The organism is Microbacterium sp. NPDC087868 (genome assembly GCF_044900755.1).
In the GTDB taxonomy this organism is placed as follows: Bacteria; Actinomycetota; Actinomycetes; order Actinomycetales; family Microbacteriaceae; genus Microbacterium; species Microbacterium galbinum.
Genome location: NZ_JBJDNO010000003.1, coordinates 35,342 through 58,631, shown reverse-complemented (window position 1 = coordinate 58,631; position 23,290 = coordinate 35,342). Strand labels below are relative to the sequence as shown.

Sequence of the window (23,290 nt, the reverse complement as noted above, 5' to 3'; positions counted from 1 at the left end):
GTCAGTAGCTCTGTTTCTCACCCCGGTCCGGTGCATCCGAACCACCCGAGGCGATGAACCGCGCGGCGAGAGCCTCGGATGCCCGCGCGAGCAGCGCCACGTCGGCACCGACGGCCACGAAGTCGGCGCCGGCGGCGAGGTAGGCCTCGGCAGCCACCGGATCGAAGGCGTTCACCCCGACCGGGGTTCCGGCCGTCTTCGCCGCGGCGAAGACGCGCTCGACGGCGGCGACGACATCCGGATGCGTCTGCTGACCCAGTAGGCCCATCGAGGCCGAGAGGTCTGACGGGCCGACGAACACGGCATCCACCCCGTCGACGGCCGCGATCTCGCCCGCCGCCTCGACGCCCGCCGCGGTCTCGATCTGCACTGTGAGCGACGTGTGCTGCGCCGAATCGCGCAGGTAGCCGTCGACGCGGTTCCAGCGCGCACTGCGGGCGAGGGCGCTGCCGACACCCCGCACGCCCTCCGGCGGGTAGCGGGTGGCGGCGACCGCGGCCCGCGCCTCCTCGGCGGACGACACCATCGGCACGATCACGTTCTGCGCGCCGAGGTCGAGGATCTGCTTGAGCGCCACGACGTCGTTCGCGGGGGCGCGCACGACCGGCGTCACCGGATACGCGGCGACCGCCTGCAACTGCAGGAGAACCGAAGCGAGCGTGTTGGCGGAGTGCTCCATGTCGATCAGCAGCCAGTCGAGGCCGGAGCCCGCAGCGACCTCGGCGAGCAGCGGGCTGCCCGAGCACACCCACATGCCCACGAGCGGGCGCTCGGATGCCGCGAGTCGGTCGCGGAAGGGGGGATCTAGATGAAGCGGCATGCGATCGTTCCCATCGGTCCGTAGTCGCACAGCACCTCGTCACCGCGCGACACCCACATCGGGCGTGTGAACGATCCTGCCAGGATGATCTCGCCGGCCTCCAGGCGCGCGCCGTGCTGGTGGAACTTGTTCGCGAGCCACGCGACGCCGGTGGCCGGGTGGCCGAGCACGCCCGCGGCGACGCCCGTCTCCTCGATCTCGCCGTTGCGCGACAGCACGCCGGGCACCCAGCGCAGATCGATCTCATCGGGACGCTTGCGCACCGAGCCGAGCACCATCGCCCCGTAGGCGGCGTTGTCGCTGATCGTGTCGACGATCGTGCGGCCCTCGAGCTCGATGTGCGAGTTGAGCACCTCGAGCGCGGGGATCGCGTAGTCGATCGCCGCGAGCGCGTCGTCGAGCGTGCAGTCGGGGCCCTCGAGCGGATGCTTGAGCACGAACGCGAGTTCGACCTCGATGCGCACGTTCGAGAAGTGGTCGACGGGGATCTCGGCGCCGGACTCGTGCACCGTGTCGTCGAACATCACCCCGTAGTCGGGCTCGGTGATGCCCGTCGCCTGCTGCATGGCCTTCGACGTCAGTCCGATCTTGCGGCCCACGAGCGTGCGGCCCGCGGCGATCTGCGTGTCGCGCCACACGCCCTGGATCGCGTAGGAGTCCTCGATCGTCGCCTCGGGCCAACGAGACGTGATCCGGGGGATCACCGTGTGCTCCCGGTCGGCCCGGGCCAATTCTGCGGCGATCTGCGCGATCACCTCTGCTGACAGCATCCGCATCTCCTACAGCTGGTGGCCGAGCTTGTACTCGCCCTGCTTGTACTCGGGCATCGATGCCTCGCCCTCGTCCGGCCGCGTGTACGAGAAGCCGTCGGCGCCGATCGTCACCGCCATCTCGCTGGAGTCGGTGCGGGCGACGACGGGCTGAGGGTTGCCGTCGAGGTCGAGCACGAGCGACGCCTCGGTGTACCAGGAGGGCACGACGGGGTTGCCCCACCAGTCCCGGCGTTGGTTGTCGTGCACGTCCCACGTGATGACGGGGTTGTCGGGGTCGCCCGTGTAGTAGTCCTGCGTGTAGATCTCGACGCGGTGTCCGTCGGGGTCGCGCAGGTAGAGGTAGAAGGCGTTCGAGACGCCGTGGCGGCCGGGGCCGCGCTCGATCGCGTCGGAGCGGCGGAGCGCGCCGAGCTTGTCGCAGATCGCGAGGATGTTGTGCTTCTCGTGCGTGGCGAACGCGACGTGGTGCATGCGGGGCCCGTCTCCGCCGGTCGCCGCGGTGTCGTGCACGGTGGGCTTGCGGCGCATCCATGCGGCGTACACGGTGCCCTCGTCGTCCTGGATGTCCTCCGTGACGCGGAAACCGAGGTCCTGGTAATGGCGCACCGCGCGGGGCACGTCGGGGGTGACCTGATTGAAGTGGTCGAGGCGCACGAGCTCGCCCGGGGTGTGCAGGTCGTAGCGCCACGAGAGGCGCTCGACGTGGGTGGTCTCGAAGAAGAACTCGTAGGGGAAGCCGAGCGGGTCGACCACGCGCACCGAGTCGCCGATGCCCTGCACGAAGCCGTTCGGCTCGCGGCGCACGTCGCAGCCGAGCTCGGTGTAGAAGGCGACGGCGCGGTCGAGGTCTTCCGCGCTGCGCACCCGGTACGAGAACGCGGCGACGGCGGCGATCGGCCCCCGGCGCAGGACGAGATTGTGGTGGATGAACTCCTCGGTCGAGCGCAGATAGATCGCGTCGTCGTCTTCGGCGGTCACGTACAGCCCGAGCACGTCGACGTAGAACTGACGCGAGGCGGCGAGGTCGGTGACCACGAGTTCCATGTAGGCGCAGCGCAGGATGTCGGGCGGCGTGCTGGTCGGTGTCGCGACCGGGTTGTCGGAGTGGATCGGTGCCTCCTGCGACACGTAGTAGCCGGAGGAGGTGAGAGTCTTCTGCGTCTTGTCGGTCATGTCAGCGTCCTTGCTGTCGATTCCTGCGTGACAGGAGGGGGTCAGTTCTTGCCGAAGGTGGGGTTGTGGGCGCCGCCGAGCGTGATGTGCACGCTCTGCTGGTCGGTGTAGAAGTCGATCGAGCGGTAGCCGCCCTCGTGGCCGAGGCCCGAGGCCTTCACGCCGCCGAAGGGGGTGCGGAGGTCGCGCACGTTGTTGCTGTTCAGCCACACCATGCCCGCCTCGACCGACTGCGCGAAGTTGTGGGCGCGCTTCAGATCGTTCGTCCAGATGTAGGCGGCGAGGCCGTACTTCGTGTCGTTCGCGAGCGCGAGCGCCTCGTCGTCGGAGTCGAACGGGGTGATCGCGACCACGGGGCCGAAGATCTCCTCCTGGAAGATCCGGGCGTCGGGGGCGACATCGGCGAAGACGGTCGGGGCGACGAAGTTGCCCTCGTCGAAGCCCTCGGGGCGCCCGCCGCCGGCGACGAGCCGGCCCTCGGACTTGCCGATCTCGACGTAGCTCATCACCTTGTCGTAGTGCTCGGGGTGAACGAGTGCGCCCACCTCGGTCGTCGGGTCGTGCGGGTAGCCGACCTTCACGCGCTTCGCCTGCGCCGCATAGCGCTCGACGAACTCCTCGTAGATCGAGCGTTCGACGAGGATCCGCGAGCCGGCCGTGCAGCGCTCGCCGTTGAGCGAGAAGACGCCGAAGATCGTCGCATCCACCGCGGCCTCGAGATCGGCATCCGCGAAGACCACGGCGGGCGACTTGCCGCCGAGCTCCATCGACAGGCCCTTGAGGAAGGGGGCGGCGTTGCCGAAGATGATCTGCCCGGTGCGGCTCTCGCCGGTGAACGAGATGAGGGGCACGTCCGGATGCTTCACCAGCGCGTCACCCGCATCCTCACCGAGCCCGTTGACGAGATTGAAGACGCCCTGCGGAAGGCCCGCCTCCTCGAAGATCCCGGCCCAGAGCGACGCCGACAGGGGCGTGAACTCGGCGGGCTTGAGCACCACCGTGTTGCCGGTCGCGAGGGCCGGGCCGAGCTTCCACGACTCGAGCATGAACGGCGTGTTCCACGGGGTGATGAGACCCGCGACGCCGATCGGCTTGCGGTTGACGTAGTTCATCTGGCGACCGGGCACCTTGAAGGCGTCGTCGGACTGCGCGACGATCAGGTCGGCGAAGAAGCGGAAGTTCTCGGCGGCGCGGCGGGCCTGGCCCAGCGCCTGCGTGATCGGGAGGCCCGAATCGTACGACTCCAGCTCGGCGAGGCGGGCATCGCGCGACTCGACGATGTCGGCGATGCGGTGCAGCACGCGGGAGCGCTCGCGGGGGAGCATGCGCGGCCAGGGGCCCTCGGCGAACGCGCGGCGGGCGGCGGCGACGGCCCGGTCGATGTCGGCCTTCTTGCCCGCGGATGCCGTCGTGTAGGTCGTGTTCGTCACGGGGTCGAGCACGTCGAAGGTGTCGCCGTCGACCGAGTCGACGAAGGCGCCGTCGATGTAGTGCTGGATGTGGTCGGGCAGGTCGGCGGGAATGCGCGGATCGGTCATGACTGGTCTCCGGTCGTCGGGGCGGTGCGGGTGTGCAGTGCGTCGAGGAACGCGTCCATCGTGCGCCAGCGGTGGTTGCGGGCGGCGAGTTCGATCTCGAGCGGATCGGCGCCCGCTCGGATGAGGTCGAGGATCTCGGTGTGCTCCTCGACGGAGTGCTGGGCGCGGCCCGGGATCGACGCGAAGGTCGAATCGCGGATGCCGGAGAGCCGCGACCACCCGCGGTGCACGAGGTCGAGCAGATGCGGGTTGGGGCACGGCTCGAACAGCACGGAGTGGAACTGCCGGTTGAGCTCGGTGAAGGCATGGGCGTCGAGGTGGTCGAGCATCCGGGCCATGCGGTCGTTGATGCGGGCCGCCTCGTCGAGGGCGTCGTCATCGAGCAGCGGGGCGGAGAGCGCGGTCGCCGACCCCTCGACGATGCCCAGCGTCTGCATCGTGTGGGCGTACTCGCTCTCGTCGACGAGTGTGACCCGGGCGCCGACGTTGCGCTCGAAGGTGACGAGTCCCTCGGCCTCGAGACGGCGGATGGCTTCGCGCACGGGCACGACGCTCATCTTCAGGTCGTCGGCGATCGAGCCGAGCACCAGGCGGTAGCCGGGACTGAACATGTGCCCGGTGATGCGCGAGCGGATCCACTCGTACGCCACCTCGGACTTGCTGGCGGCGGTGGTCGTCATGCGTTCGTGCCCGCCTCGGTCTGCGGGGCGGTCTCGGTCTGCGGGGCGTTCTCTGCCTCGTACCGGGCGCGCCCTTCGGCGTTCAGGGGGAACAGGCCGTCGACGGGATGCCCCGCTTCGACCTGCGTCGCGATCCACGCATCCTCGTGCTCCTGGGAGATCGCGGCGTCCGCGATCTCCTCGGCGAGGGCCGGCGGGATCACGATCACGCCGTCGCCATCGCCCACGACGATGTCACCGGGCTGCACGGTCGCCCCGCCGCAGGCGATCGTGACGTCGACCTCCCAGGGCACGTGCCGGCGACCGAGCACCGAGGGGTGTGCGCCCTGCGAGAAGACGGGGAGGCCGATGTCGGCGACCTGGTCGAAGTCGCGCACGCCGCCGTCGGTGACGACGCCGGCCGCGCCTCTGGTGCGGGCGCGCAGGGCGAGGATGTCGCCGAGCGTGCCGGTCGATGCATCGCCGCGCGCCTCGATCACGATGACCTCGCCCTCCTCGACGGCGTCGAACGCGCGCTTCTGGGCGTTGTAGCCGCCGCCGTGGCTCGCGAAGAGGTCTTCGCGGAAGGGGACGAAGCGCAGCGTCTTCGCGGTGCCGACGATCTTCGAGCCCGGGATGTTCGCGGTGACGCCGTCGATGAAGCACGAGTGGTGGCCGCGCTTGCGCAGCTGGGCCGAGAGCCCGGCGGTCGGGGCCTCGAGGAGCTTCGCGCGGAGGGCGGGGGAGAGTGTGGGCCCTTCGTCTCGCTTCGCTCGCTCAGGAACCGGGTGGTGCTCCACGAGACCGGCGGCCTCGGCGGAGCCCCAGGCCTCGGTGCGCTGCAGGTCGTCGACAGCGGGGAGGGACCCGACCGTCTCGTCGAAGGCGACGTGGCCCTGCGTGACGGTCGTGACGAGCCGGCCCGAGGTGGGCGAGCCCGAAGCGTCGGGAGCATCCACCTCGATCTCGACCACGTCGCCGGGGACGATGACGGATGACCCGGCCGGAGTGCCGGTGAGGATCACGTCGCCGGGCTCGAGCGTGAAGTGCTGCGACAGGTCGGCGACGAGCTGCGCGAGCGGGAAGATCAGCCCGGCCGTCGTGTCGTCCTGGCGGAGTTCGCCGTTGACCCAGGCGCGCACGCGCAGCGCCGTCGGGTCGACCGTGCGGGCGTCGATGAGGTGCGGTCCGAGGGGTGTGTAGCCGTCGCCGCCCTTCGAGCGCACGTTCGATCCCTTGTCGTTCGCTCGCAGGTCGTAGAGGCCGAGGTCGTTCGATGCCGTGACCCACGCGACGTGCGTCCAGGCATCCGCCAGCGCCACCCGCCGGGCGGGGGTGCCGATGACGAGCGCGATCTCGCCCTCGAACGCGAGCAACTCGGTGCCCGCGGGACGCTCGACCGTGCCGCCCGAGACCCCGACGGAACTGGACGGCTTGAAGAAGTACGAGGGGGCGGCGGGGCGACGCCCGCGCTGGTCGGCCCGGGAGGCGTAGCTCAGATGGATCGCGATGATCTTGCCGGGGCGGGCGATGGTATCCGTCACGGGGCGCCTCCTCGCGCTTTCTCCGACACCTTGTGCGTCGTATCCGAAATCATATATCATCGCTTCCACCCCCGGCAAGCACCTCCGACCGAGACTCGGATGCACGCCGTGACAATGCAGTCACGAACAAAGGAGACACCGCATGAGCGGTCAGTCACAGGCGGGTTTCACACCCACCGGAACCATCGCGACGGCGGCCGACCGTCGCCGCGTCGTCTTCGCCACGGTGGTCGGGACCACCGTCGAGTGGTACGACTTCTTCATCTACGCCACGGCCGTCGGGCTCGTGTTCGGGCAGTTGTTCTTCGCGCCGCTCGGCGCCGACAGCGCCCTGATCGCGTTCGCCACGGTCGGCGTGAGCTTCCTCTTCCGCCCGCTCGGAGCGTTCCTCGCCGGCCACTACGGCGACAAGCTCGGACGCAAGACGGTGCTCATGTGGACGCTCATCCTCATGGGTCTCGCGACCGCGCTGATCGGACTGCTGCCGACCTACGAGACGATCGGCATCACCGCCCCGGTGCTGCTCGTCCTGCTGCGCATCCTGCAGGGCATCTCGGCCGGCGGCGAGTGGGGAGGCGCGGTGCTCATGGCCGTCGAGCACGCCCCGCGCGCCAAGCGCGGCATCTTCGGCGCCTCGCCCCAGATCGGCGTTCCGCTCGGTCTGCTGCTGGCCTCGGGTGTCATGGCGGTCATGACGGTGATCGCGCCCGGCGACCAGTTCCTCGCGTGGGGCTGGCGCGTGCCGTTCCTGCTCAGCGTCGTGCTGATCCTCGTGGGTTACTACGTGCGTCGCCGCGTCGAGGAGAGCCCGGTGTTCGCCGAACTCGCGGAGCGCAAGGAGAAGGCGAGGATGCCGATCGTGCAGCTGTTCCGCAAGCACGCGCTGCTCGTGATCATCGCCGCGCTCGTGTTCGCGGGCAACAACGCCGTCGGCTACATGACCACCGGCGGCTACATCCAGGGATACACGACCAACCCCGAGGGTCCGATCGGGCTCGAGCGCGGTCCGGTGCTGTGGGCCGTCGCGGGATCGGCGGTCACCTGGCTGATCAGCACGCTCGTCGCGGGCTGGATCTGCGACCGCATCGGCCGCCGCACGACCTACATCATCGGCTGGGTGCTGCAGCTCGGCGGCGTGTTCGCGCTGTTCCCGCTCGTGAACACCGGGGAGATCGGGCTCGTCTTCGCGGGCCTCGCGATCCTCACGATCGGTCTCGGCTTCACGTACGGCCCGCAGGCGGCGCTGTACACGGAGCTGTTCCCGGCCAGCATCCGCTTCTCGGGCGTCTCGATCTCGTACGCGATCGGTGCCATCGCCGGAGGCGCGTTCGCCCCGACCATCGCGACGGCCATCGTGGCGGCGACCGGTTCGACGCAGGCCGTCACCTGGTACCTCGCCGGTATGACCGTGATCGGACTCATCGCGACGCTGCTGCTGCGTGACCGTTCCGGCATTCCGCTCGGCCCGGATCACGAGGAGGAGCAGGCCGTGAGCCCGATCCACGGACTCGCCCGGGCCTGACACGCGGATCCGTCCCATCGCAGTTTCCGTCGGCTCGGTGCGCCCGGGCCGACGGAAAAGTGCGACGGGAGCGCAGAAGCCGCGCACAATGAGAGAAGTTCGGAAGGAATCGACGACGATGCAGTTCCACCACCACGGCTATGTCTCCGGCGACCCGCGCGTGCAGGATGCCGCGGGCACGGGTATCGAGCGACCCGATGACCTGCCCGACGAGGTCGACGTGCTCATCGTCGGCTCGGGGCCGGCGGGGATGCTGCTCGCGGCGCAGATGTCGCAGTATCCGGGCGTGACGACCCGCATCATCGAGAAGCGCGACGGACGGCTCGTGCTGGGTCAGGCCGACGGCATCCAGCCGCGCAGCGTCGAGACCTTCCAGGCGTTCGGGTTCGCCGAGCGCATCACCGCCGAGGCCTACAACATCGGCTGGATGAACTTCTGGGGGCCCGATCCCGACGACGCCGCCGGCATCGTGCGCACGGCGCGCACCGCCGACTACGCCTACGACATCTGCGAATTCCCGCACCTGATCGTCAACCAGGCGCGCGTGCTCGACTACTTCGCCGAGGCGGCCGCCGACGGGCCCGCCCGCATCGTGCCCGATTACGGCGTCGCATTCGAGGGGCTGACCGTGCACGACGAGGGCGAGTACCCGGTCGAGGTGCGCGTGCGGTACGTCGCAGGAGCGCGGATGGGGGAGGAACGGGTCATCCGGGCGAAGTACGTCGCCGGATGCGACGGTGCTCGCAGTCGTGTGCGCGAGGCGATCGGTCGTATCCATGTGGGCGACGTCGCGGCGCACGCCTGGGGCGTCATGGACGTGCTGGTGAACACCGACTTCCCCGATTGGCGCACCAAGTGCGCGATCAACTCGCGCGCCGGGAACATCCTCCACATCCCGCGGGAGGGCGGCTATCTCAGTCGCATGTACATCGACCTCGGCGAGGTCGCGGACGACGACGACCACCGTGTGCGGCAGACGCCGATCGAGGAGATCATCCGTCGGGCGAATGCGATCCTGCACCCGTACACGCTCGACGTGCGCGAGGTGGCGTGGCACAGCGTCTACGAGGTCGGCCATCGCGTGACCGACGGATTCGACGACGCCCCCGAGGATTCCGGGCGCTCGCCGCGGGTGTTCCTGACCGGCGACGCCTGCCACACGCACAGCGCCAAGGCCGGGCAGGGCATGAACGTCTCGATGCAGGACGGCTTCAACCTCGGGTGGAAGCTCGGTTCGGTGCTCACCGGCCGCGCGCCCGAGGCGCTGCTCGCGACGTACGGCGCCGAGCGGCGACCCGTCGCGCAGCAGCTCATCGACTTCGATCGCGAGTGGTCGAGCCTCATGGCGCGCAAGCCGGAGGAGATCTCGGACCCGCAGGAGCTCGCGACGTACTACCTCGCGACGGCCGAGTTCCCGTCGGGGTTCATGACGCAGTACTCGGCATCGATGATCACCGGGTCGGATGCGCATCAGGGACTGGCCACCGGCTTCCCGCTCGGGAAGCGTTTCCGCTCTGCGGAGGTCGTGCGGGTGGGCGACGGGAACGTGGTGCACCTCGGACACCACGCGCGCGCCGACGGGCGGTGGCGCGTCTACGCCTTCGGCGACGCGTCCGGTGAACGGTTGGCTGCGTGGGCGCAGGCTGCGGCACCGCTCTTCGAGCGATTCACCCCGGCGGATGCCGATGCGGACGCCGTGTTCGACGTGAAGGCCGTGTATCAGCAGCCCTTCGAGGACGTCGAGGTGACGACGACGCCGGCGCTGTTCCAGCCGCGGACCGGGCCGCTCGGTCTCGTCGACTGGGAGAAGGTGTACGCGGTGGGGCCCAGCAAGTGGACCGACGTCGACATCTTCGCCGAGCGGGGACTGTCGCGCGACGGCGTCGTCGTGGTTGTCCGACCCGACCAGTACGTCGCCGCGATCCTGCCGTTGGATGAGGCGGGCGTGCGGGAGCTGGCGGAGTTCCTGGCTGAAGGGATGCTGCCGGCGCGGTGAGGCTGACATTGTCTCCCGCCTGCTCCAGGGTCTGATCTGGCGAATGTCGGAGGTGCGGCCTACCGTGGATGCGGACGGGCGATGACGCCCGCCGTGACCTGAGGAGTGGCGTGATGGACTGGAAGATCGAACTCATCTTCGTGCCGGTGTCGGATGTCGACCGCGCGAAGGACTTCTACGTGAAGATCGGCTTCAACGCCGACCACGACCAGACCCCGACCGAGGGGCTGCGGTTCGTGCAGATGACTCCGCCGGGCTCGGCGTGCTCGATCGCGTTCGGCACCGGGCTGGGCCTGGATCTCGAGCCGGGTCAGCAGAACTCGATCCAGGTCGTCGTTCCGGATGCCGACGAGGCTCTCGCCCACCTGCGGGGCCTCGGGGTCGATGCCCGCGGCGTCGAGGATCTCGACTGGGGGCGGTTCGTGTCGTTCGACGACCCGGACGGCAACACCTGGACGCTGCAGGAGCTGCCCGACTACGGCGCGCAGGGCTGAGGATTTTTGGCGGCGCGGGGCTGAGGGGCGCGGTCAGGCTCCTTCCGCGACGATCTCGACCTTGAAGCCTGCGGCATTCTCCAGCCATCCGGCGTAGTGGTCGGGGCCGCCCGCGTGGGGGTAGCGCTCGTGGTACAGCGGGCGCCAGCCGTTCTCTGAGGCGAGCGACATGATCGCGTCGACGGCCGTTGCGGTGCCTCCTTGGAAGGCGAGGTGGTTGACGCCCGGGCGACGGCGGTCATGGCCTCGATCGTCGACGCCCGGTGGGGTCGTGATCGTGAGGTACGGCCCGCTGTCGGCAGCCCAGGTCTGACCCTCCGGCCATTCCTGTTGTAGCGAGAAACCCAGCCGCGGGAGGAGCCATCCCCAGTCGCGGCGAGCGGATTCGGGGTCGGCGACCCATACTTCGACGTGGTGGAGACCGGGCATGGCATCGATTCTCGCAGGCGCAGGCGCAGGGGCAGGGGCAGGGGCAGGTGCAGGCGCAGGTGCAGGTGCAGGCGCAGGTGCAGGCGCAGGCGCAGGTGCAGGGGCAGGCGCAGGGCTGGTGCTGGTGCAGGGGCAAGGGCAGCTACAGGCGCAGGGCGACGGACACGGTCCTCACCGGGAACACCCTTCTGCTCGACTGTGTTCATGCGCGGATCGGTGTTCGTGTCCGGTGTGTCGCTGTCGCTCTCGAGGTCGCGGTCGAGGTCGCGGTGGCGGTGGCGGTGGCGGTGGCGGTGGCGGTGGCGGTGGCGGTGGCGGTGGCGGTGGTGGTGCGTGGTGCGGGTCGGGGTGTTCGCCATTCTTGGTGGGGGTCCCACCAGGCGGGTCCGCGGACGTGGGGTGTGCCGTTGTGCATGCGTATCTCCCAGCCGGAGGTGTCGAGGGTGCGGTGGTGGTGCCAGCAGAGGGTGGCACCGTTGTCGGTGTGGGTGGGTCCGCCGCGGGAGTGTTCTGTGACGTGGTGGATCTCGCACCAGGCGGCGGGGACGTGGCAGCCGGGGATGAGGCATTCGCGGTCACGGAGGGTGATCGCGCGGCGTTGGTGGGTGGTGAATACCCGGTCGGTGGTGTCGATGCCGATGATGCGCCCGGTGGGGTCGGAGGTGACGCGTTGGATGCTGCCGCCGCACGCGGTGTGTCGGGCGGTGGCGAGGGAGACCGGGGTGTCGGTGCCGTCGACGTGCGCCCATCCCCGCCCGGTCGCGTAGTCCTCCGCGGTGACGGAGACGACGAGGGTCGGGGCGGCGCCGCCGAGGGAGGGCATGTCGCTGTGGCGGGCGGCGATCCCGAGGGCGGCGGCGAGGGCGTCGTGCTGCTTCTGCGCCCGGGACCGGCCATCGACCATCCCACCGCGATCACCGGAGGGGAGGGCGTCGTCGGACGGCAGCGCGTCGCCGTTGAGCCGGGGAAGCGGTTCACCGAGCAGGGCGTCATCGACCGAGCCCATCGTCGCTCCCTCAGCGGAGGGGGCGAACCGCACCCCACCGGCCATGCCCGCATCCGGGAGCGGGGTCGCGGGGATGGGTGGTCCGTCGACTTTCGGGTTCAGGTACGCGTCCCAGATGCGTTGCAATTGCCCCGCCGTCTCCGGCAGCAGCGACCCGCGGATCGGGATCACCCCGTCCTTCGCGCGGCCGAGGACGATCCCCCGGGCGCGCATCGCCTGCTCTTCCGCGGGTTCCGCGCCGTCCGGGTCGAGGTAGGTCACGATCACCCGCGACAACAGCTTCAAGTCTTCCGGGGTGGCCGGCGGCCCCGAATCGAACTCGCGCTCGGCATCGGCACCACGGTCTCCGTCCATAGCCCCGTCGCCCTCGACGGCCACGAGTCCCCGGGCGTACTCCGCCAACTCGGCGTCCGCCCGCAACCGGTCCGCCACACCGATCCGCGCCCCGGCCTCCTCCACAGGCCCGGTCGCGGCCAGTAGCCCCGCGACCCCGACGGCCCCGTCCAGCAGCGCTTCCCGCAGGGCGGGCCATCGGGCGGGCAGCATCGCCCCCGAGGAGAAGTCCACCTCCCGCCGGACGACCTTCCCGGCTTTCACGACCCGTGCCGCCCCCGCCGCGTCCGTGCGGAGCACGCGTTGGACGAGTTCGTTCATCGTCCGGCATCCGAACCGACCGCAGAACGCCAACTCGCCCGATCCCGCCGGGCGCTGATCGACCGATCCGACCGTCTCCACGATCACCGCATCCACCCGCCGAGCGACCTCACCCGCGGCGCGGAGCACCTGCATCTTCTCCGCATCCGACAACCCCACCAGCGCGTCTGCGCGCAGCACCGCGGCCAGGTCGGCGGCGACCCGATCCAGGACTTCGGCGATGCTGTTCATACGTCCCAGTCCACCAGTAGCCACCGACATTCCGACACGAAAACCCCAGGCCAACGTCAGTATCTACGCGATCGGTGGAGAACTCCGAACAACACGGCACCGGTGCAGAACGAGTGCACGCGGGGCGGGGCCCTTCGACAAGCGCAGGGACCCAAGTCGTGCGGCAATGCCGCGGCCCTTCGTCTCGCTGCGCTCGCTCAGGAAGCGGGAGGCTCGCTGCGCTCGCTCAGGAACCGGGAGTCTCGCTGCGCTCGCTCAGGAACCGGGAGGCTCGCTGCGCTCGCTCAGGAACCGGGGGTACGCAGCCGCGGCCCCTCGTCTCGCTGCGCTCGCTCAGGACCGAGAGTCTCGCCGCGCCCGCTCAGGAACCGTCGGCGGGAAGCGGGAAGGCGCCGCCCGCCACGACGATGCCGCCGGACTCCGGGATCGTCACGATCAACTCACTCGGCCGACCGACGTGCGCGCCCTGGCGGATGCGAATCGTCTCTCCCGCGTATCCGTGCTCCCGCAGATACGCGCCGGTCGAAGCCGCCGCGGATCCCGTCGCCGGATCCTCGGTGATGCGTCCGACCGGGAAGAGATTGCGAGCCTCGAACGCGGTCGAATCGTGTGCGTGCAGCACCGTCACCGTTCCGAGCCAGCCCTGCGCGCGCATCAGATCGGCGATGTCGGCGGGACGGAAGCGGAACTGGTGGAACAGCTCCCGATCGGCGACGAAGACGATCGGATGCCAGTTGCCGGCGAATGACTCCTGCACGGGGAACCGCGGATCGACGTCGGCGACGGTGAGACCCAGCAGTTCCAGCAAGCGATCGCGTACCGCCGGGTCGAGCTCGCGCACCTGCGGCTCGACGCTCGTGAAGGACACGGTGATCGCGCCCGCGGCATCCGCCACCGACTCCAGGGCCACCGGCCCCGCCGCGGTCTCGAACACGACCGTTCCCACCCCGTCACGTTCGGCGAGGGCGACCGCCGTCGCCACCGTCGCGTGACCGCAGAACGGCACTTCAGCTCCCGGCGAGAAGTACCGCACTCGGTGATGCGGCACCCCATCGACCTCGGAACGCCCCGTCACGAAGGCGGTCTCGGAGTATCCGACGTCGGCGGCGATCCGTAGCATCCGCTCGTCGTCGAGACCTGCGGCGTCGAGCACGATGCCCGCGGGGTTGCCGCCGTCGGGCGTCGCGGCGAACGCGCTGTAGCGCAGGATCTCGGGGTTCTCGGGCATGGATCGGAGCCTAACGGACCGCAGCGAACGGACGGGAGCGAACGGACAGGAACGAACGGACAGGAACGAACGGATGCCGCGCCTACGAGTTCACGCGGATGATCTCCTGCTGGTACGGCGCGATCACGTCACCCGAGATGCGCAGGTCGAGCAGCAGGAAGCGGCGGGTCGCGGGGTCCTCGGCAGCCCACGATTCCAGGCGATCGAGATCCGCGAGCGTGCGCACGACGACGCCCTCGGCGCCGACCGCTGCGGCGAAGGCGGCGAAGTCGACCTCGGGAATGCGCATCGGCGCCTCGGCGAGCCCCTTCAATCCGTACAGGTTGACCTCGGCACCGTAGGCGGCGTCGTTCCAGATCACCGCCACCCCGCGACCGGCGGCTGCACGTACCGCGGACTCGAGATCGGCGATCGCCATGAGTCCGCCGCCGTCGCCCGAGGTGAGCACGACGGTGGCGTCGCGCCGGGCGAGAGCGGCACCGACGACGCTCGGCCAGCCCTGTCCGATCGACTGGAAGGCCGTGCCGATCATCATCATCCGGTCGGGCGCGGCGACCGGCCAGTACATGTTCGCCCAGCCGATGAAATGCCCGCCGTCCGAGACCACCACGCGGTCCTCGGGCAGCAGCGCGGCGATGCGCCGGGCCGCGGAGCGGGGGTCGAGACGCCCGTCGGGGGCGAGATCGTCGCCGTGGTCGTACGCCCGTGCGGCAGTGACGTCGACGCTCTCACGCCACGGCGCACCGATCGAACCCGTCACCCGCTCCACCAGCGCCTCGGCCGCGAGACGTGCGTCGGCCCGGACGAAGCCACCGACGTGGGCGTGCGTGGCCGCCGGGGCGATGTCGATCTGGAACACCTTCGTGCCGGGCGCGAACAGCGCGCCGAAGCGCATCGTGAACTGGTTCAGTCCCGCGCCGAACACGACGGCGACATCGGCCTCGCGGATCAGCTCCATCGCCCCCTCCGCCCCGAAACCGCCCGTGACGCCCAGGTCGAAACGAGTGTCGGGGAAGACTCCGCGGCCGAGGGCGGTGGATGCCGTGAGCGCGCCGGTGGACGCTGCGAGCTCGCCCAGCGCCGTGCTCGCTTCTGACAACCAGGCGCCGCGGCCGGCCAACAGGAACGGCCGCTCGGCCGTGGACAGAGCGGCGGCGATCTCGTCGAGCATCCCCTCGGCGAACTCCCCGCTCGGTGCGAGCGGGGCCGGCACCCGCGGCTCCGGGGCCGGCGGCACGGGGCCGGCCTCCCGCGCCGCGACGTCGTAGGGGATCGCCAGCACGACGGGCACGCGGTAGGTGAGCGCGTGCTCGATCGCGATGACGGTCGTCGCCGCCGCGTCGGCGCGGCCCACGGTGTAAGTGCGCGCACCGACCGCCGAGGCGAGGGCGATCTGGTCGACGTCCCACGGACGCGGTCCGGATGTCGGCTCGTCGCCGACCACGAGCACGAGCGGCACATGCGCCTGCACCGCCTCCGCCAGCGCCGTGAGCGTGTTCGTGAATCCGGCGCCGTAGGTGGAGGTGCCCGCGGCGATCCGGCCCGAGGCGCGGAAGTGCGCGTCGGCGGCGACCACGGCACCCTGTTCGTGGCGTACCGCGGTGAAGACGGCATCCGTCTGCGTCTCGATCGCGTCGAGGAAGTAGGCGTTGCCGTTTCCCATCACCCCGAAGACGGCGTCGATGTGCTGGGCGAGGGTGAGCGCGACGTGCGCGGAGACGGAGGGCATGGCGAAGCCTTTCGAGACAGGGACGGAGAACGACGTTCCGTATGTGTCTCGCACCCGCGTCGGCGAGGAGTGCTTCGTGCCTCTTTTTCAGGCACCGGTCGCAGGGCGGCCGGACGTGATCAGTCTATCGCCGCGATGGAGGACAATGGATCGGGTGACTGACACATCGAACGAGCGCGAGACGCTCACCTGGGACGGCTTCGGCGCCGCCACCCGCGACCTTGCCCGTGACATCCTCGCCAGCGGCTTCGAGCCCGAGGTCGTCGTCGCGATCGCCCGCGGAGGGCTCCTGCCCGCCGGCGCCATCGCCTATGGTCTCGGCGCGAAGAACTGCGGCGCGATCAACGTCGAGTTCTACACCGGCATCGGCACCGTGCTCGACGCCCCCGAGGTGCTCCCGCCCGAGCTCGACATGGCATACCTCGACGGGCGCCGCGTGCTGCTCGTCGACGACGTCGCCGACTCGGGCCGCACCCTCGCCCTCGCGGTGCAGCTGCTGAAGGACAAGGGCGCCGACGTACGCTCGGTCACGATCTACACGAAGCCGTCGACCATCATCCAGCCCGACTACGCCTGGAAGGACACCGATCTCTGGATCAACTTCCCGTGGTCGTTCCAGGGAACCGTGCGCGAAGAGGACCTCGGGCTCGCACCTTCGGCCTGAGCGGATGCCGTAGCCGGCGCTCTTCTCACCTCACTCCCGCAGCAGGGAGCGGAGCGTCTGGATCGTGTCGGCCTCGCCCGGCGCCTTGTCGGGGCGGTAGCCCTTGACGCGGGCGAAGCGCAGCGCGATGCCCCCGGGATAGCGCGGGGATCGCTGTACGCCGTCGATCGCGATCTCGACGACCAGTTCGGGCCGCAGGAACACGGTGCCCTGCGTGCGTCGGGTCTCGAGCGTCGGGAACGTGGCGGTCTGCCAGCGCAGCAGTTCGTCGGTGAGCCCTTTGAAGGTCTTGCCGACCATGACGAGAGCGCCGGGTTCGCCGAATTCTCCGGCGGGATCGAGTGCCCCGAGATGCAGGTTCGACAGCAGACCCTGACGGCGCCCCGAGCCCCATTCGGCCGCGAGCACCACGAGGTCGTAGGTGAGCACGGGCTTGACCTTGACCCAGGATTTGCCCCGGCGACCCGCGGCGTACGGCGAGTCGATGGCCTTGGCGACGATGCCCTCGTGGCCGGCGGCGAGGGCATCGTGCGAGACCCGTTCGGCGGCCTCGGCATCGGCCGTCACCGTTCCCGGGATGCGCCAGGGGCCGGCGACCCGATCGAGCTCTGCGAGCCGCACGCCCAGCGGCTCGTCGATGAGGTCGCGCCCGTCGACGTGCAGCAGATCGAAGAACCACGGGCGCAGGGCGAGCTCGCGCGCGGCGTCGGCCCCGAACCGCGACATCGTCTCCTGGAACGGACGCGGCCCACCGTCTTCATCGAGGGCCAGCGTCTCGCCGTCGAGGATGAGGTCGTGCGCGGGCAGGGCACGTACGATCTCGACGAGCTCGGGCACGCGGTGGGTGATGTCGGCGAGGCTGCGGGTGTACACCGACACCTCGTCGCCGTGGCGGTGCACCTGGATGCGGGCACCGTCGAGCTTGTACTCGACCGAGGCCTCACCCGTGATGCCCAGGGCGTCGGTCGGGGTCGCGGCGGTGGCGGCGAGCATCGGCAGCACGGGACGACCGACGCGGAGCCCGACCTCGTCGAGCGATTCGGCGCTTCCGGTGAGTGCGATCAGCGCCGTCTCGCCGAGGTCGCCCGACAGCATGGCGGCCCGGCGCACGGCGGGCACCGGACGATCGGAGGCGCGGGCGATCGCGTCGAGCAGCACGCCGCCGAGCGCACCGGTGCGCAGCTCGCCGAGCATGGCCCGGGTGAGGAGATCCCACTCCGGCGCGGTCGCCCGCGCGGCCAGCGCCTGGAGGGTGCTGCTGCGCACGCTGGCGGAGCCGGTTCCGGATGCCGCGGCGAGACGCTCGAACGCCTGATCGACGTCGGTGATCGCGAGCGTCGAGGCGTCGGCGTGGGAGACCTCGAGGGCGCTCATTCCTCGCCATCCGACACCGAGGCGCCCCTGACGCGGTGTCGCGAGGAGGAGCCCGGTCAGCGGCGCGATCTCGTCGGCGTCGGCCTGGACCAGCAGCCGGGCAAGCGCGTCGATCTTCGCCAGGCGCGAGGACGTGGCGGCGACCTCCTCGGCCGTCGAGACCAGCTGCGAGAGCATCATCTCCGAAGTGTGACACCGGGCACCGACATCCGGCCAGAGCGTTGACAACCCGGGGTCACCGGCTCAGCGGCACCCCCGTTCACCGGCGTGTCGGCTCACGTGCGCGCCGCCTCACCGCCCGCGGAACCGCGGCTTCCGCTTCTGCTGGAACGCCGCGAATCCCTCGCGGTAATCATCGGTGTCGCCGAGCTCCGCCTGGGCCGCGCTCTCGAGCTCGACCGACTCCCACAGCGCCAGCCGCTCGTCGCGGATGCGCGCCACGAGGCGCTTGCTGGCGACGAACGCGGCCGTCGGTCCGAGGGCGGCCGTCGCCGCGGCATCCCTCGTCGCCTCGTGCACCTCATCGTCGGGCAGCACCCGCGAGAAGAGTCCCGCGGTCACGGCCTCGACGCCGGTCATCAGGCGTCCCGTGTAGATGAGGTCGAGGGTGCGGTGCGCGCCCAGGCGATCGAGGAAGAGGGCATGCCCGCCGGAGTCGAGGGTCGCGCCGAGAGCGGCGAACGGCGAGCCGATCTTCGCCGACTCCGCGACGTACACGACATCGGTGGCGATCAGCAGGCCGAGGCCGACGCCGAGGCAGGCGCCGTGGGCAGCCGCGAACGTGGGCGCGGGAAAGCGCGACATCCGCTGCAGGAGCGGGGCGACGAGCCCGCCCAGGTACCCGATCACGTCGTCGTCGCGCGGATCCACGCCCGAGATGTCCCGTCCCGCGCAGAACGCGCGTCCCTCTCCGCTCAGCACGAGCGCGCGCACACCCGCCGTCTCGGCCTCGGCGTAGGCGGCATCGAGGCCGTGGAGCGCCTCCTCGTCGAGCGCGTTCAGTCGCTCGGGAGCGCGCAGGGTGACGTGGGCGACGTCGTCGGCGATGCGGAGATCGATCATCGGTGCGTTCTCCCTCACACGTCGTAGTCGACGACGACGCGGTCGCTGGTCGGATGGGACTGGCAGGTGAGCACGAACCCGCGCTCGATCTCGTCGGGCTCGAGCGCGTAGTTCTCGGTCATCGTGACGCTGCCCTCGACGACCCGGGCCCGACAGGTGCCGCACACCCCGCCCGCGCAGGCGAAGGGGGCGTCGGGCCGCACGCGCAGCGCCGCGTTCAGCACCGACTCGTGCGCATCCACGGGGCTCTCGACCGTCGACGAGACGCCGTCGAGCGTCACCTCGATCGTCGTCGTGCGCTCACCCGCCCGCACCTGCACCGGTCGTGCGGCACGGGCGGGCTCGTCGCCGGTCGTGAACAGCTCGAAGCGGATGTGCTCGCCGCCCACGCCGACATCGGCCAGGACCTCGCGGCAGAGGTCGACCAGGGCGAGCGGCCCGCACAGGAACCACTCGTCGATGTCGTCGGGCGGGAGGAGGGTCGCGAGGATCGTGCGCAGCTTCGGCTCGTCGATGCGGCCCGACAGCACGGGAGCGGTGCGCTGCTCGCGCGAGAGCACGTGGTGCAGGGTGAGGCGCGTGGGGTAGCGGTCCTTCAGATCGGCGAGATCCTCGAGGAACATCACGTCGAGCGTCGACCGGTTCGTAAACAGCAGGGTGAACCGCGCGGTGTCCGACCGCGACAGCACCGTGTGCGCCAGGGCCATCAGCGGGGTGATGCCGGAGCCGGCGGCGATGCCCACCACGTGCCGGTGATCGAGGTCGGGCAGGGCCGAGGTGAAGGTGCCCTGCGGACTCATCACGTCGATCTCGAACCCCGGCTTCAGACCGCTCTGCGCCCAGGTCGAGAACCGCCCGCCCTCGTCGCGCTTGACCGCCACGCTCAGCCGGGTGTCGGCGCCGTCGGCGCGATGCTCGGGAGCACGGCACAGGGAGTACGACCGCCGCACCTCGACCCCGTCGAGCACGGTGCGCAGCGCGACGTACTGGCCGGGCAGGTGGTCGTACTCGCCGGCGAGCGCGGCCGGCACCGTGAACGTCACCTCGACCGCGTCGTCGGTGAGCGGGCGCACGGACTCGACGACGAGCGTGTGGAAGCGGGCGCGTCGACGCGCCGTCGGCACCTCGCGGGGCGGGGCCGGGGGAGCGGATGCCGTGGCCGGCGCGAACAGCGACATCAGTGCACCTTGAAATGGTCGAAGGGCTCGAGGCAGGCGCGGCACTCGAACAGCGCCTTGCACGCGGTGGAACCGAACCGCGATACCTCCCGGGTGTCGAGCGATCCGCATCGCGGGCAGCGCACGCTCAGCGTGAGAGGGATGGGCCCGTCGTGCACCGCCGCACGACCGGTCGGAGGGGCGATGCCGTAGCGTTCGAGCTTGCGCTTGCCGGCATCCGACATCCAGTCCGTCGTCCAGGCCGGGGCGAGCACGAGCCGCACCTCGACCTCGCCGAAGCCCGCCGCGGTGAACGCCAGGATCACGTCGTCGCGGATCGTGTCCATCGCGGGGCATCCGCTGTAGGTGGGGGTGATGTCGACGCGCACCCGCGCGCCATCGGACTCGACCGCGCGCAGCACGCCCAGGTCCTCGATGGTCAGCACCGGGACCTCGGGGTCGGCGACGGCGGCGGCGATCCGCCAGGCATCCGTCGTCGTCATCTTCGTCACCATCTCGCCCCCGGATGCCGTCGCGCGAGCACTTGCATCTCGGCGAGGATGTGCCCCATCGGCGTGGCATGGGACCCCTGTCGTCCGCCCGCCGACGACGCCGCGACGTCGGGCACCGCGAGGTCGGCCCGGGCGAAGACCGTGTCGATCACGGCATCGAAGCCCGCGCGCAGCGATGACGGGCGCGCAGCCGCATCGCCGAGCCGTTCGATCAGTGGGTCGTCGCGGAACAGCTCGTCGACGAACGGCCAGACGTCGCGCAGGGCGCGGATCATCCGCGTGCGCGACTCGTCCGTCCCGCCCGCGAGCCGGAGCGTCCACTGCACGGCGTGGTCGCGGTGGTAGTCGACCTCTTTCAGCGCCTTCTCGGCGACGGCCGCGAGGGTCCCGTCGCCGCTCGATCGCAGCGCCGCGTAGAGCTCGACCATGTACGTCGAGACGACGAGCTGGCGCGCGATGGTCTGCGCGAAGTCGCCGTTGGGCTGCTCCACGATCCAGGCGCTGCGGAACTCCGGCTCGTCGCGGAAGAACGCCAGATCGTCTTCGCTGCGTCCGTCGAAGGAGCCGGCGTAGCGCAGCAGCGAGCGGGCGTGGCCGAGCAGGTCGAGGGCGATATTGCCGAGCGCCACGTCCTCCTCGAGCTCCGGCGCACGCGAGATCCAGGCGCCCAGCTGCTGCGACAGGATCAGCGCATCGTCGCCGAGACGCAGCGCGTACTCGGCGATGTCGGCGGATGCCGCGCGCTCGCCGGATCCCGCGAGCTCCTGCGCGAGGTGCAGCTCCTCGACGGTGACGTCACCGTGCCCGTCCACGGCGTTCACAGGTGCGGTACGCCTTCGGAGGCCGTGTAGTACACGGCGTGCCGGTAATTCTTGCCCGCGGCGCTCTCGAAGTACGCGCCCTTCGCATCGGGGTCGCTCGTGGTGATGGCCTCGGCGGGCACCGCCCAGATCGAGACCCCTTCGCCGCGTCGGGTGTAGAGATCGCGCGCGTTGCGGATCGCCATCTCGGCATCCGGTGCGTGCAGGGACCCCACGTGCACGTGGCTGAGCCCGCGGTTCGCACGCACGAAGACCTCCCAGAGGGGCCAGGGCTCGCGGGGGTCGGTGCCGGGGCTCGCCATCAGGCCACCTCCTTGTCGAGGGCCGAGGCGGCTGCCTGCCGGCGGGCGTACTCCGCCGCGGCCTCCCGCACCCATGCCCCGTCCTCGTGAGCGGTGCGCCGGCGCTCCAGCCGTTCGGTGTTGCACGGACCGTTGCCGCGGAGCACCTCGAAGAACTCGTCCCAGTCGATCTCACCCATCTCGTACCGCCCGGATGCCTCGTCGAAGCGCAGCTCGGGGTCGGGGAGGGTGACGCCGAGGATCTCTGCCTGCGGAACGAGCATCCCCACGAAGCGCTGGCGCAGCTCGTCGTTCGAGAACCGTTTGATCTTCCAGGCCATCGACTGCGCAGAGTTGGGGGACTGGTCGTCCGGCGGGCCGAACATCGCCAGGCTCGGCCAGTACCAGCGGTCGACGGCATCCTGCGCCATGCGTCGCTGCTCCTCGGTGCCCTGCATGAGGGTGAGCAGGATCTCGAAGCCCTGGCGCTGGTGGAACGACTCCTCTTTGCAGACCCGCACCATCGCGCGGCCGTAGGGTCCGTACGAGGCGCGGCAGAGCGGAACCTGATTGCAGATCGCGGCGCCGTCGACGAGCCATCCGATCGCGCCCATGTCGGCCCAGGTCGGGGTGGGGTAGTTGAAGATCGAGGAGTACTTCGCCCGCCCGTCGATGAGCTGCTGCATCATCTCGTCGCGGGTGATGCCGAGGGTCTGCGCCGCGGAGTAGAGGTAGAGGCCGTGGCCCGCCTCGTCCTGCACCTTCGCCATCAGGATCGCCTTGCGCTTGAGGCTGGGCGCGCGCGTGATCCAGTTGCCCTCCGGCTGCATGCCGATGATCTCGGAGTGCGCGTGCTGCGAGATCTGACGGATGAGCGTCTTGCGGTAGGCCTCGGGCATCCAGTCGCGCGGCTCGATGCGCTGCTCGTTCGCGATGAGCCCGTCGAAGAGGCGTTCCTCATCGGAGACGCGTTCCTCGTCGGAGATGCGTTGCTCGTCGGAGACGGCCGCGGTGATCGAGGGGTCTGCGGGGGCGTTCATCGTGGCTCCTCCCGGGTCAGCATCTTTACTGACCGATCGTTAGGTAATTCTGTCACGACGGGACGGGATCCTCAAGGCCGGCGCGCGCCGGATCCTCGACTCACTGCGAGCGCGAGACCAGCTCCAGCAGCGCTCGGCCGTACGCCTCGGCGGGATCGGGGTGCTCGAACGAGAGGTCTTCCCCCGATATCCGCACACGCACACGGAAGGTGTCGTCGAGCCGCTCCAGCGAGCGGAAGGTTCCACGCAGCAGCTCGCGCAACTGGTCCTCGCGGGGGAGCCACACGGCATCCGCGAGGGTCACCGCGTCGAGCGCCCACTCGGTCGTGCCGTTGAAGGCGAGGTCGGTGCCGCTCGGCGTCTGCCGCGCCTCGATCGTCATACCGCTGACGGTGAACACGTCGGCCTCGGATTCGAGCTCCACCTCGTTCGGGAGGTCGAGCTGGAAGCGGTCGCCCTCGATCGGATGCCACACCAGGCCGGCGGCTCGGAGGGCGACGGCCAGGTCTCGGGTGATCACGTCTCCACGCTAGACGACCGGTTGCGCGGCGGGGCCGGTGCGTCAGTCGCCGTGTCGGAGGGA

At 70.3% G+C, this 23,290-nt stretch carries 22 protein-coding genes; 4 read left to right on the top strand and 18 right to left on the bottom strand.

The annotated features are described in order from the left end of the window. Position 1: 1 nt before the first annotated feature. From ACI2JZ_RS10480 to ACI2JZ_RS10455, 6 genes are read right to left on the bottom strand one after another with little or no spacing between them, the layout of a single operon-like run. On the bottom strand, positions 2 to 820 hold the full coding sequence (locus ACI2JZ_RS10480; RefSeq protein ID WP_404597470.1) for an HpcH/HpaI aldolase/citrate lyase family protein: 819 nt from the start codon (positions 818 to 820) through the stop codon (positions 2 to 4). After that, on the bottom strand, positions 805 to 1,590 hold the full coding sequence (locus ACI2JZ_RS10475) for a 2-keto-4-pentenoate hydratase (RefSeq protein ID WP_404597469.1): 786 nt from the start codon (positions 1,588 to 1,590) through the stop codon (positions 805 to 807). Before ACI2JZ_RS10475 ends, ACI2JZ_RS10480 begins: the two co-directional genes overlap by 16 nt. A gap of 9 nt (positions 1,591 to 1,599) precedes the next feature. After that, a complete protein-coding gene (gene hpaD, locus ACI2JZ_RS10470) occupies positions 1,600 to 2,766 on the bottom strand; it encodes a 3,4-dihydroxyphenylacetate 2,3-dioxygenase (RefSeq protein WP_247955763.1) in 1,167 nt (388 codons plus the stop codon). A 41-nt stretch (positions 2,767 to 2,807) separates the two neighbouring features. After that, positions 2,808 to 4,304, bottom strand: coding sequence for a 5-carboxymethyl-2-hydroxymuconate semialdehyde dehydrogenase (gene hpaE / locus ACI2JZ_RS10465; protein ID WP_404597468.1), 1,497 nt, complete (start codon positions 4,302 to 4,304; stop codon positions 2,808 to 2,810). After that, positions 4,301 to 4,984, bottom strand: a complete 684-nt coding sequence (locus ACI2JZ_RS10460) for a GntR family transcriptional regulator (RefSeq protein WP_247623100.1) — start codon at positions 4,982 to 4,984, stop codon at positions 4,301 to 4,303. Before ACI2JZ_RS10460 ends, hpaE begins: the two co-directional genes overlap by 4 nt. After that, a complete protein-coding gene (locus ACI2JZ_RS10455; RefSeq protein WP_404597467.1) occupies positions 4,981 to 6,507 on the bottom strand; it encodes a fumarylacetoacetate hydrolase family protein in 1,527 nt (508 codons plus the stop codon). The genes ACI2JZ_RS10460 and ACI2JZ_RS10455 overlap by 4 nt, the downstream gene beginning before the upstream one ends. A 142-nt stretch (positions 6,508 to 6,649) precedes the next feature. Here ACI2JZ_RS10455 and ACI2JZ_RS10450 point away from each other — a divergent pair, with 142 nt between their 5' ends. The 3 genes from ACI2JZ_RS10450 to ACI2JZ_RS10440 all read left to right on the top strand — a co-directional run bounded on the left by ACI2JZ_RS10450 (position 6,650) and on the right by ACI2JZ_RS10440 (position 10,519). Beyond that, positions 6,650 to 8,029 carry an MFS transporter gene (locus tag ACI2JZ_RS10450; protein ID WP_404597466.1) on the top strand — a complete coding sequence of 460 codons (1,380 nt, stop codon included), beginning with the start codon at positions 6,650 to 6,652 and terminating at the stop codon, positions 8,027 to 8,029. A gap of 118 nt (positions 8,030 to 8,147) precedes the next feature. After that, a complete protein-coding gene (locus tag ACI2JZ_RS10445; RefSeq protein WP_404598111.1) occupies positions 8,148 to 10,025 on the top strand; it encodes an FAD-dependent monooxygenase in 1,878 nt (625 codons plus the stop codon). A 113-nt stretch (positions 10,026 to 10,138) separates the two neighbouring features. Next, positions 10,139 to 10,519, top strand: coding sequence for a VOC family protein (locus tag ACI2JZ_RS10440; protein WP_247623096.1), 381 nt, complete (start codon positions 10,139 to 10,141; stop codon positions 10,517 to 10,519). A gap of 33 nt (positions 10,520 to 10,552) precedes the next feature. Here ACI2JZ_RS10440 and ACI2JZ_RS10435 read toward each other — a convergent pair whose 3' ends face one another. The 4 genes from ACI2JZ_RS10435 to ACI2JZ_RS10420 all read right to left on the bottom strand — a co-directional run bounded on the left by ACI2JZ_RS10435 (position 10,553) and on the right by ACI2JZ_RS10420 (position 15,796). Next, the gene (locus ACI2JZ_RS10435) at positions 10,553 to 10,948 is read right to left on the bottom strand and encodes a VOC family protein (protein ID WP_247623095.1); all 396 of its coding nucleotides are present in this window, start codon (positions 10,946 to 10,948) and stop codon (positions 10,553 to 10,555) included. Positions 10,949 to 11,150: 202 nt separating this feature from the next. Further along, positions 11,151 to 12,839 (bottom strand): DUF222 domain-containing protein, encoded by a 1,689-nt coding sequence (locus tag ACI2JZ_RS10430; RefSeq protein WP_404597465.1) that lies wholly within the window; start codon positions 12,837 to 12,839, stop codon positions 11,151 to 11,153. Positions 12,840 to 13,200: 361 nt separating this feature from the next. Continuing rightward, complete coding sequence (locus tag ACI2JZ_RS10425; RefSeq protein ID WP_404597464.1) at positions 13,201 to 14,067, bottom strand: PhzF family phenazine biosynthesis protein; 867 nt, start codon at positions 14,065 to 14,067, stop codon at positions 13,201 to 13,203. 82 nt (positions 14,068 to 14,149) lie between these two features. Then, positions 14,150 to 15,796: a thiamine pyrophosphate-binding protein gene (locus ACI2JZ_RS10420; RefSeq protein ID WP_404597463.1), complete on the bottom strand. Its 1,647-nt coding sequence runs from the start codon at positions 15,794 to 15,796 to the stop codon at positions 14,150 to 14,152. A gap of 145 nt (positions 15,797 to 15,941) precedes the next feature. On the opposite strand from ACI2JZ_RS10420, the gene ACI2JZ_RS10415 reads away from it, so the two are divergent. Next, entirely contained in the window at positions 15,942 to 16,460 is a 519-nt protein-coding gene (locus ACI2JZ_RS10415) for a phosphoribosyltransferase (protein WP_404597462.1), read from the top strand. Between the two features lie 30 nt (positions 16,461 to 16,490). On the opposite strand, the gene ACI2JZ_RS10410 is transcribed toward ACI2JZ_RS10415, so the two are convergent. From ACI2JZ_RS10410 to ACI2JZ_RS10375, 8 genes are all read right to left on the bottom strand, one after another. After that, positions 16,491 to 18,014: an ATP-dependent DNA ligase gene (locus ACI2JZ_RS10410; RefSeq protein WP_404597461.1), complete on the bottom strand. Its 1,524-nt coding sequence runs from the start codon at positions 18,012 to 18,014 to the stop codon at positions 16,491 to 16,493. 111 nt (positions 18,015 to 18,125) lie between these two features. Then, positions 18,126 to 18,896, bottom strand: coding sequence for an enoyl-CoA hydratase/isomerase family protein (locus ACI2JZ_RS10405; RefSeq protein WP_404597460.1), 771 nt, complete (start codon positions 18,894 to 18,896; stop codon positions 18,126 to 18,128). A gap of 14 nt (positions 18,897 to 18,910) precedes the next feature. Next, on the bottom strand, positions 18,911 to 20,074 hold the full coding sequence (gene paaE / locus ACI2JZ_RS10400; RefSeq protein WP_404597459.1) for a 1,2-phenylacetyl-CoA epoxidase subunit PaaE: 1,164 nt from the start codon (positions 20,072 to 20,074) through the stop codon (positions 18,911 to 18,913). Then, positions 20,074 to 20,556, bottom strand: coding sequence for a 1,2-phenylacetyl-CoA epoxidase subunit PaaD (gene paaD, locus ACI2JZ_RS10395; protein ID WP_404597458.1), 483 nt, complete (start codon positions 20,554 to 20,556; stop codon positions 20,074 to 20,076). The genes paaE and paaD overlap by 1 nt, the downstream gene beginning before the upstream one ends. 5 nt (positions 20,557 to 20,561) lie before the next feature. Continuing rightward, positions 20,562 to 21,386 (bottom strand): 1,2-phenylacetyl-CoA epoxidase subunit PaaC, encoded by an 825-nt coding sequence (gene paaC / locus ACI2JZ_RS10390; protein ID WP_404597457.1) that lies wholly within the window; start codon positions 21,384 to 21,386, stop codon positions 20,562 to 20,564. Continuing rightward, a complete protein-coding gene (paaB, locus tag ACI2JZ_RS10385) occupies positions 21,383 to 21,688 on the bottom strand; it encodes a 1,2-phenylacetyl-CoA epoxidase subunit PaaB (RefSeq protein ID WP_247623085.1) in 306 nt (101 codons plus the stop codon). The genes paaC and paaB overlap by 4 nt, the downstream gene beginning before the upstream one ends. Continuing rightward, complete coding sequence (gene paaA / locus ACI2JZ_RS10380; RefSeq protein ID WP_404597456.1) at positions 21,688 to 22,707, bottom strand: 1,2-phenylacetyl-CoA epoxidase subunit PaaA; 1,020 nt, start codon at positions 22,705 to 22,707, stop codon at positions 21,688 to 21,690. Before paaA ends, paaB begins: the two co-directional genes overlap by 1 nt. Before the next feature lie 100 nt (positions 22,708 to 22,807). Beyond that, entirely contained in the window at positions 22,808 to 23,227 is a 420-nt protein-coding gene (locus ACI2JZ_RS10375; protein WP_247632676.1) for a pilus assembly protein CpaE, read from the bottom strand. Positions 23,228 to 23,290: the final 63 nt, after the last annotated feature.

Bases quoted from the DNA above. Each gene is read 5' to 3' on its own strand.
- paaE (WP_404597459.1), bottom strand. From the start codon at position 20,074: ATGTCGCTGTTCGCGCCGGCCACGGCATCCGCTCCCCCGGCCCCGCCC.
- paaD (WP_404597458.1), bottom strand. From the start codon at position 20,556: ATGACGACGACGGATGCCTGGCGGATCGCCGCCGCCGTCGCCGACCCC.
- ACI2JZ_RS10480 (WP_404597470.1), bottom strand. From the start codon at position 820: ATGCCGCTTCATCTAGATCCCCCCTTCCGCGACCGACTCGCGGCATCC.
- ACI2JZ_RS10445 (WP_404598111.1), top strand. From the start codon at position 8,148: ATGCAGTTCCACCACCACGGCTATGTCTCCGGCGACCCGCGCGTGCAG.
- ACI2JZ_RS10460 (WP_247623100.1), bottom strand. From the start codon at position 4,984: ATGACGACCACCGCCGCCAGCAAGTCCGAGGTGGCGTACGAGTGGATC.
- ACI2JZ_RS10435 (WP_247623095.1), bottom strand. From the start codon at position 10,948: ATGCCCGGTCTCCACCACGTCGAAGTATGGGTCGCCGACCCCGAATCC.
- ACI2JZ_RS10475 (WP_404597469.1), bottom strand. From the start codon at position 1,590: ATGCTGTCAGCAGAGGTGATCGCGCAGATCGCCGCAGAATTGGCCCGG.
- hpaD (WP_247955763.1), bottom strand. From the start codon at position 2,766: ATGACCGACAAGACGCAGAAGACTCTCACCTCCTCCGGCTACTACGTG.
- ACI2JZ_RS10450 (WP_404597466.1), top strand. From the start codon at position 6,650: ATGAGCGGTCAGTCACAGGCGGGTTTCACACCCACCGGAACCATCGCG.
- paaA (WP_404597456.1), bottom strand. From the start codon at position 22,707: ATGAACGCCCCCGCAGACCCCTCGATCACCGCGGCCGTCTCCGACGAG.
- ACI2JZ_RS10410 (WP_404597461.1), bottom strand. From the start codon at position 18,014: ATGATGCTCTCGCAGCTGGTCTCGACGGCCGAGGAGGTCGCCGCCACG.
- ACI2JZ_RS10420 (WP_404597463.1), bottom strand. From the start codon at position 15,796: ATGCCCTCCGTCTCCGCGCACGTCGCGCTCACCCTCGCCCAGCACATC.
- ACI2JZ_RS10440 (WP_247623096.1), top strand. From the start codon at position 10,139: ATGGACTGGAAGATCGAACTCATCTTCGTGCCGGTGTCGGATGTCGAC.
- paaB (WP_247623085.1), bottom strand. From the start codon at position 21,688: ATGGCGAGCCCCGGCACCGACCCCCGCGAGCCCTGGCCCCTCTGGGAG.
- ACI2JZ_RS10425 (WP_404597464.1), bottom strand. From the start codon at position 14,067: ATGCCCGAGAACCCCGAGATCCTGCGCTACAGCGCGTTCGCCGCGACG.
- hpaE (WP_404597468.1), bottom strand. From the start codon at position 4,304: ATGACCGATCCGCGCATTCCCGCCGACCTGCCCGACCACATCCAGCAC.
- ACI2JZ_RS10415 (WP_404597462.1), top strand. From the start codon at position 15,942: ATGGATCGGGTGACTGACACATCGAACGAGCGCGAGACGCTCACCTGG.
- ACI2JZ_RS10405 (WP_404597460.1), bottom strand. From the start codon at position 18,896: ATGATCGATCTCCGCATCGCCGACGACGTCGCCCACGTCACCCTGCGC.
- ACI2JZ_RS10430 (WP_404597465.1), bottom strand. From the start codon at position 12,839: ATGAACAGCATCGCCGAAGTCCTGGATCGGGTCGCCGCCGACCTGGCC.